At 65.3% G+C, this 7,406-nt stretch carries 6 protein-coding genes; 5 read left to right on the forward strand and 1 reads right to left on the reverse strand.

The features are described 5' to 3' along the window. Positions 1 to 19: 19 nt before the first annotated feature. From mreC to FYB76_RS25975, 5 genes are all read left to right on the forward strand, one after another. Complete coding sequence (gene mreC, locus FYB76_RS25955; protein ID WP_088755465.1) at positions 20 to 1,099, forward strand: rod shape-determining protein MreC; 1,080 nt, start codon at positions 20 to 22, stop codon at positions 1,097 to 1,099. Beyond that, positions 1,096 to 1,605 carry a rod shape-determining protein MreD gene (gene mreD, locus FYB76_RS25960; protein WP_154135541.1) on the forward strand — a complete coding sequence of 170 codons (510 nt, stop codon included), beginning with the start codon at positions 1,096 to 1,098 and terminating at the stop codon, positions 1,603 to 1,605. The genes mreC and mreD overlap by 4 nt, the downstream gene beginning before the upstream one ends. 19 nt (positions 1,606 to 1,624) lie before the next feature. Beyond that, positions 1,625 to 3,598 (forward strand): penicillin-binding protein 2, encoded by a 1,974-nt coding sequence (gene mrdA / locus FYB76_RS25965; protein WP_088755463.1) that lies wholly within the window; start codon positions 1,625 to 1,627, stop codon positions 3,596 to 3,598. Between the two features lie 40 nt (positions 3,599 to 3,638). Further along, positions 3,639 to 4,748 (forward strand): rod shape-determining protein RodA, encoded by a 1,110-nt coding sequence (gene rodA, locus FYB76_RS25970; protein ID WP_034340689.1) that lies wholly within the window; start codon positions 3,639 to 3,641, stop codon positions 4,746 to 4,748. A 207-nt stretch (positions 4,749 to 4,955) separates the two neighbouring features. Then, positions 4,956 to 6,164: a septal ring lytic transglycosylase RlpA family protein gene (locus tag FYB76_RS25975; RefSeq protein WP_195724723.1), complete on the forward strand. Its 1,209-nt coding sequence runs from the start codon at positions 4,956 to 4,958 to the stop codon at positions 6,162 to 6,164. Positions 6,165 to 6,307: 143 nt separating this feature from the next. Here FYB76_RS25975 and rsmI read toward each other — a convergent pair whose 3' ends face one another. Next, on the reverse strand, positions 6,308 to 7,222 hold the full coding sequence (rsmI, locus tag FYB76_RS25980; RefSeq protein WP_088755461.1) for a 16S rRNA (cytidine(1402)-2'-O)-methyltransferase: 915 nt from the start codon (positions 7,220 to 7,222) through the stop codon (positions 6,308 to 6,310). Positions 7,223 to 7,406: the final 184 nt, after the last annotated feature.

Here is a 7,406-nt window from a genome sequence, read left to right on the forward strand (position 1 = left end):
CTGCAGTCGGCCTGACGCCATGGAAATCCCACCACTCTTCAAGCAGGGCGCTTCCGCCCGGGTGCGCGTGACCGTCTTTGCATTGATCTCGGTCGTGATGCTGGTGGTCGACGCCCGCATGCACGTGCTGGGCACGCTGCGCCAGGCGCTGGGCACGGCCCTCTATCCGTTCCAGACGGTGGCCATGGTGCCGCGCGACGCCTTCACCAATTCGTCCGAATACTTCTCTTCGCTGGCGTCGCTGCAGAAGGAAAACCGCGAACTGCGCCAGCAGCAGATCGTCAACGCCCAGCTGATGCAGCAGGAACGCCTGCTGGCGGCCGAGAACGTGCAATTGCGCAAGCTGCTGGACATGCAGCAGAAGGTGCCGGTCAAGTCCATCGTCGGCGAGATCCTCTACGATGCGCGCGATCCCTTCACCCGCAAGATCATCCTCAATCGCGGCTCGCAGCAGGGCGTCACGGCCGGCCAGCCGGTCATCGACGAGGTCGGCATCGTGGGCCAGGTGACACGGGTATTCCCGTTCTCTTCCGAAGTCACGCTGCTGACCGACAAGGACCAGGCCATTCCCGTGCAGGTACTGCGCAACGGCTTGCGCAGCGTGGCCTACGGCCGCGGCCAGACCGGCGCGCTGGACCTGCGCTTCATGCCCGCCAACGCCGATATCCAGAAGGGTGACGTGCTGGTGACCTCGGGCATCGACGGCGTCTATCCGCCGGGCCTGTCGGTGGCCAGCGTGGCGCTGGTGGAAACCCGTTCGGCGGACTCCTTCGCCCGCATCGTGTGCCGTCCGCTGGCCGGCATCGACCGCCATCGCCAGCTGCTGATCCTGCTGGTGGAACAGAACCTGCCGCCGCGTCCGGAGCCGGACGTGATCGATGAAAAATCGGCCAAGCTCTTCAAGCGCCGCCTGCGTGACAGCACCCGCGACAACAGCGCCGAGGAAGCCAACGCCACGCCCAAGGACAAACCCGCGGAAGACCGCAAGGGCGCCGCCAACGTGACGCCGCCGGCCAAGCCCGCGGCCGCTTCCACCCCGGCCGCTCCGGCTGCTGCAACCAGCAATGCCAAGCCGGCCGCCAAGGAATCCGCACGATGAACAACCAATACATCCTCCTGCCGGCCAGCCCGCTGTTCATTGCCTTCAGCCTCATCGTGGCGTTCGTGCTGAACCTGATGCCCTGGGGGCAGATGGCGGGCGTGCCCGATTTCGTGGCGCTGGCGCTGGTGTTCTGGAACATCCACCAGCCGCGCAAGGTCGGCATCAGCGTGGCCTTCATGATGGGCCTGCTCATGGATGTGAACGAAGCCACGCTGTTGGGCGAGAACGCCCTGGCCTACACCCTGCTGTCGTACTTCGCCATCATGATCCACCGCCGCGTGCTGTGGTTCCCGCTGCGCACCCAGGCGCTGCACGTGCTGCCGCTGATGCTGCTGGCGCAGGCGGTGCAACTGGTGATCCAGCTGCTGGTCACGGGCAAGTCGCCGGACTGGTTCTATTTCAGCGAGAGCGTGGTCTCGGCCCTGCTGTGGCCGGTGGTGAGCGTCCTGCTTCTGGCCCCGCAGCGCCGTGCGGTGGACCGCGACGAGAACCGCCCCATCTGAGGGGCCAGGTGCAAGCAGCATGACCGAATTCAAGAATACCGCGCATGAGCTGAGGCTGTTCCGGATGCGCCTCTTGGCCGCAAGCGTGCTGGTGCTGGTGTGCTTCAGCCTGCTGCTGGCCCGTTTTCTGTGGCTGCAGGTGGTGCGCCATGATGCCTACGCCGCACAGGCCGAGGAAAACCGCATCTCCGTGGTGCCCATCGTGCCCAACCGCGGCCTGATCCTGGACCGCAACGGCGTGGTGCTGGCGCGCAACTATTCGGCCTATACGCTGGAAATCACGCCCTCCAAGATCAAGACCAACATCGATGACCTCATCGATGAGCTCGGTACCATCGTTGAAATCCAGCAGCGCGACCGCCGCCGCTTCCGCCGCCTGCAGGAAGAATCCAAGAACTTCGAAAGCGTGCCCATCCGCACCCGCCTGACCGATGAGGAAGTGGCCAAGTTCACCGCGCAGCGCTACCGCTTCCCCGGCGTGGAAGTGCAGGCCCGCCTGTTCCGCCAGTACCCCTACGGCAAGACCGCCGCGCACGTGATCGGCTACATCGGCCGCATCAGCCAGCGCGATGCCGAGCGCATCGCCGACTCCGACGACGAGGCCAACTACAACGGCACCGACTACATCGGCAAGGAAGGCCTGGAAAAAAGCTACGAAAGCCAGCTGCACGGCACGACCGGCTACGAGGAAGTGGAAATCTCGGCCAGCGGACGTGCCGTGCGCTCGCTCTCGCGCACGCCGGCCACGCCCGGCAAGAACCTGATCCTGTCCATCGACATCGAGCTGCAGAAGGTGGTCGAAGAAGCCTTCGGCGACCAGAAGGGCGCGCTGGTGGCGATCAACCCGGCCACCGGCGACATCCTGGCCTATGTCTCCCAGCCCTCCTATGACCCCAACCTGTTCGTCGAAGGCATCGACCAGCAGAGCTGGGACGAGTTGAACAAGTCGCCCGACCGGCCGCTGCTGAACCGTCCGCTGTCGGGTCTCTATTCGCCCGGCTCGACCTACAAGCCCTTCATGGCGCTGGCCGCCCTGGAACTGGGCAAGCGCCGTCCGCAGGATGCCATCCGCGACCCCGGCTACTTCATCCTTGGCAATCACCGCTTCCGGGACGACAAGGAAGGCGGCCACGGCGTGGTCGACATGTACCGCTCGGTGGTGGTCTCCTGCGACACCTATTACTACATGCTGGCCAATGACATGGGGGTCAATGCCATCCATGACTTCATGAAGCCCTTCGGTTTCGGCCAGATCACCGGTATCGACCTGGAGCACGAGAAGCGCGGCATCCTGCCCTCCACCGAGTGGAAGCGCACCGCCTTCCGCAAACCCGAGCAGAAACGCTGGATCGCCGGTGACACCGTCTCGCTGGGCATCGGCCAGGGCTACAACAGCTTCACCCCGCTGCAACTGGCGCAGGCGACTTCCATCTTGGCCAACAATGGCGTGGTGATGAAGCCGCACCTGGTCAAGATCATCGAGGACGGCGTATCCCACGAGCGCACCGAGACCGTGCCCAAGGAAAGCTACCGCATCCCGCTGAAGCAGGAAAACATCGACTTCATCAAGCGCGCCATGGTGGGCGTGGTCAAGGAAGGGACGGGCGCTGCCGCCTTCCGGGGCGCGCCCTACGAGTCGGGCGGCAAGACCGGTACGGCGCAGGTGGTCAACATCGCCAAGAACCAGAAGTATGATTCCAAGAAGCTCTCGCGCATCTACCATGACAACGGCCTCTATATCGGCTTTGCACCGGCCGATGCGCCGCGCATCGCCATTGCGGCCGTCGTCGAGAACGGTGGCTGGGGCGCCGGCGTGGCTGCCCCGCTGGTGCGCAAGGCCATGGATTACTTCATGCTGGGCAAGCGCCCCAATGAGCCGATCAAGTCGGTCGCGCCCGAGGCGGTGAGCCCGGATACCCCGGTCGAAGGTCCCACTTCCGACGACGCCGGCAGCAGCAATACGCCGACGGTCCAGCCGGATGTGCAGGAATGAGGCCTGACATCGCAACGAGCAGTACGCACAAGGAGCCGGCATGAGCCTGCAACGTCCGCCCCTGTGGCAAATCATCAAGCCGCACCTGACGGTGTTCGACGGCGCGCTGTCGCTGATCGTGTTCCTGATCCTGTCGGTGGGCATCGTCACCCTCTATTCGGCCGGCATGAACTTCCCCGGCCGGGTGGAAGACCAGCTGCGCAACATCCTGGTGGCCTTCATCGTCATGTGGGTGGCCGCCAACGTCTCGCCCCAGCTGCTGCTGCGACTGGCCGTGCCGGTCTATACGGTGGGGGTGACGCTGCTCATTGCGGTGGCGCTGTTCGGCATCATCAAGAAGGGCTCGCGCCGCTGGCTCAACATCGGCATGGTGGTGCAGCCTTCCGAAATCATGAAGATCGCCATGCCGCTCATGCTGGCCTGGTACTTCCAGAAGCGCGAAGGCATGCTGCGCTGGGATGCCTTCCTGGTGGCGGCGATCCTGCTGCTGATCCCGGGCTTCCTCATCATCCGCCAGCCTGACCTGGGGACCGGTCTGCTGGTGCTGGCCGCCGGCTTCTACGTCATCTTCTTTGCCGGCCTGCCCTGGAAGATCCTGCTGGGGCTCTTCGTGGCCGGTGCGGCCAGCCTGCCGGTGGTGTGGTCCTTCATGCACGATTACCAGCGCCAGCGCGTCATGATGCTCATCGACCCGACCTCCGATCCGCTGGGCAAGGGCTTCCACATCATCCAGTCCACCATCGCCATCGGCTCGGGCGGCGTCACCGGCAAGGGCTGGCTGATGGGTACCCAGACGCACCTTGAATTCATCCCCGAACGCACCACCGACTTCATCTTCTCGGTCTATTCGGAAGAGTTCGGGCTGATCGGCAACTGCGTGCTGCTGGTGCTGTACCTGCTGCTGATCGGACGCGGCCTGATGATCACGGCCAACGCGCCCACGCTGTTCACGCGCCTCCTGGGCGGGGCGATCACGATGATCTTCTTTACCTATGCCTTCGTGAACATGGGCATGGTCAGCGGCATCCTGCCGGTGGTGGGCGTTCCTCTTCCCTTCATGAGCTATGGCGGTACCGCCCTGGTCACGCTGGGGCTGGGCGCGGGCATCCTGATGAGCATCCAGCGCCATCGCAAGCTGGTTCAAAGCTGAGTTGAAGCTGCGCCAAAGCTGATTTAAAGCTGATCCGGACACGCACTTTTCTTATTGCACGAATGGCAAGTTTGCGAGGATTCGTGAACTTGCTGTACTTACGAGTTGTCAGCCTCGGTGCATTGCAGTCTGGTATCGTTGCGAACATTCCGGCCGGGACCCGCAAGCGCCAGGCCCCGCGCATCGACTGTTGACCAAGGACAGCCCATGGAAACACCCACTCTAGACCATCACCACCGCCCTGCCCCATTGGGCCGCGTCCTGCGCTGGGGCACGCTGCTGCTGCCCTTGCTGCTGGCCGCCTGCGGCACCACCCAGCAGGCCCCGCGCCAGACCGCCCAGGCACCGGCCACCCCCACCAAGTCGGCCAGCACCCGGCCCTCCAATGTGCCGGCCCTGCCGGCAGCGGGTTCCGGCCGCGGCGGCTACTACAAGGATGACGGTCCGGGCGATCACATCCCCGATGGCCTGCTGGACGTGGCCGATGCCGAACCGCAGGTGGAGCCGGTCTCCAAGGCCGCCAGCCGGCCTTATGCGGTGTTCGGCAAGACCTACGTGCCGATCACGGACACCAACCAGCCCTTCATCCAGCGTGGCGTGGGCAGCTGGTATGGCAAGAAATTCCATGGCCAGAAGACCTCTTCGGGCGAACTCTACGACATGTACAAGATGACGGCCGCGCACCCCACGCTGCCCATCCCTTCCTACGCCCGGGTGACCAACCTGAAGACCGGCAAGCAGGTCATCGTGCGCATCAATGACCGCGGACCCTTCCACTCCAGCCGCATCATCGACCTCTCGTACACGGCCGCGCTCAAGCTCGGCTACCTCGGGACCGGCAGCAGCGAACTGGAAGTCGAGCGCATCCTGCCGGAAGAAGCCCAGCGCATGGCCGATGCACGCCGCAATGGGGGCGGCACCACGCTGGCAGCGGCCGATCCGATCAACCGGGCGGCCGATACCGGGGCCGGTGGCCAGGGTGTCTCCACCGGACAAGTAGAAATCAATACGGTGAGCGCGCAAAGCCTGCCGCCGCAACCCACGGTGGCTGCGGTACAGCCCATCAACGCCAGCACCAGCACCGCCGCCGGTGGCGCGGGCATGGCCGGGGGCGGCGGCATCATCAATGCCGTAGCCAGCGGCTCGGCACCCTCTCCGGCCATGCCGCAGGCGGTGCCGCTGACGGCCGGCTATTACCTGCAGTTCGGGGCCTACTCGCAAGAAGCCAATGCCCTGGTGGCGCGCGACAAGCTGCTGCCCAGCCTCTCGGGCATCGTCGACAACATGCAGGCAGTGCAGGTCAACGGCCTCTATCGCCTCTATGCCGGCCCCTACCCGACCCGTCCGGCAGCGCAGAATGCGGCCATGCTGGTGCGCCAGCGCAGTGCCGGTACACCGTTCATCGTGGAGCGTTGAGCCGGTTTTGGCTGTTGGGAAATTTCTTCACCCGCCCTGCAAAGGCATTTCAACGCAGGGCAGCGTGGCGGCGGCGCAGGAGTGGTCCCGCACAAACCTTCATTTGATCGCCCGAACGGGCTGAACCGGAGGCCTGGGCGGCCTCAGGCGTCCCCATCCTCTTGCGCGCCTTGCCGGATCTGCAGGGCGCGTTCATACAGGGCATTCTTTTTCTGGCCGGTGATCTGCGCGGCCAGTGCGGCCGCCTGCTTGACCGGCAACTCTTCCAGCAGGATGCGCAAGACGCGCTCGCCCTCGGCATCTTCGCCCTCCACCGGCTGCGCTCCTTCCAGCAAGACCACGAATTCCCCGCGCTGGCGGTTGGCATCCTGCTCCAGCCAGGCCACGGCCTCGCCCAGCGGGCAGCGGTGGATGTGTTCGAAGAGCTTGGTCAGCTCGCGCGCCAGCACCACCTGGCGCGCGGGGCCGAAGACCTGCAGCATGGACTGCACGGTCTCGACGATGCGGTGCGGGGCTTCGTAGAACACCAGCGCGGCCTGCAGCGCGACCAGTTCCTGCAAGGCGGTTTCGCGCTGGCGGGTCTTGGCCGGCAGGAAGCCGACGAAGTGGAAGCGGGCATCGGTCAGGCCCGAGGCCGACAAGGCCGTCACCGCCGCCGAGGCACCGGGCAAGGCGATGACCTGGAACCCTGCGGCGCGCACGGCGTCCACTACACGGGCACCGGGGTCGGAGATGGCCGGCGTACCGGCGTCCGAGACCAGGGCCACGCGCTGGCCGGCCTGCAGGCGTTCGATGATCTTGGCGGCGGCTTCACGCTCGTTGTGTTCGTGGGTCGCCAGCAACTGCTTGGAGAGTCCATAGCGCTGCAGCAACTGGCTGGTATTGCGGGTATCCTCGCAGGCCACCGCGTCGGCAATGGCCAGCACATGCAGGCCGCGCAGGGTGATGTCGCAGACGTTTCCGATGGGCGTGGCCAGCACATATAATGCCGACACCGGATAGCTTTGCTGGGCGGCATCCTGCAGGATGGAGGCGGCGACGCTGGAATTCTGATTCATTGGAGGGGGCGGGATGTTCACAAGTTGGAAGAAAATGACCGCGCAAGCGGCCCTGCTGGCAGGCATGCTGGCACCCTGGATGATGCCGGCCGACGCCGCAGCAGCCGACAGTGTACCTCTGCTGGCCCAGGCTGCCACGCCTGGTGCGGCAGCCCCCGCCCCGCTGGCCCTGCCGCCGGGGACC

Source organism: Herbaspirillum sp. CAH-3 (genome assembly GCF_009668275.1).
GTDB lineage: Bacteria > Pseudomonadota > Gammaproteobacteria > Burkholderiales > Burkholderiaceae_D > Herbaspirillum > Herbaspirillum aquaticum.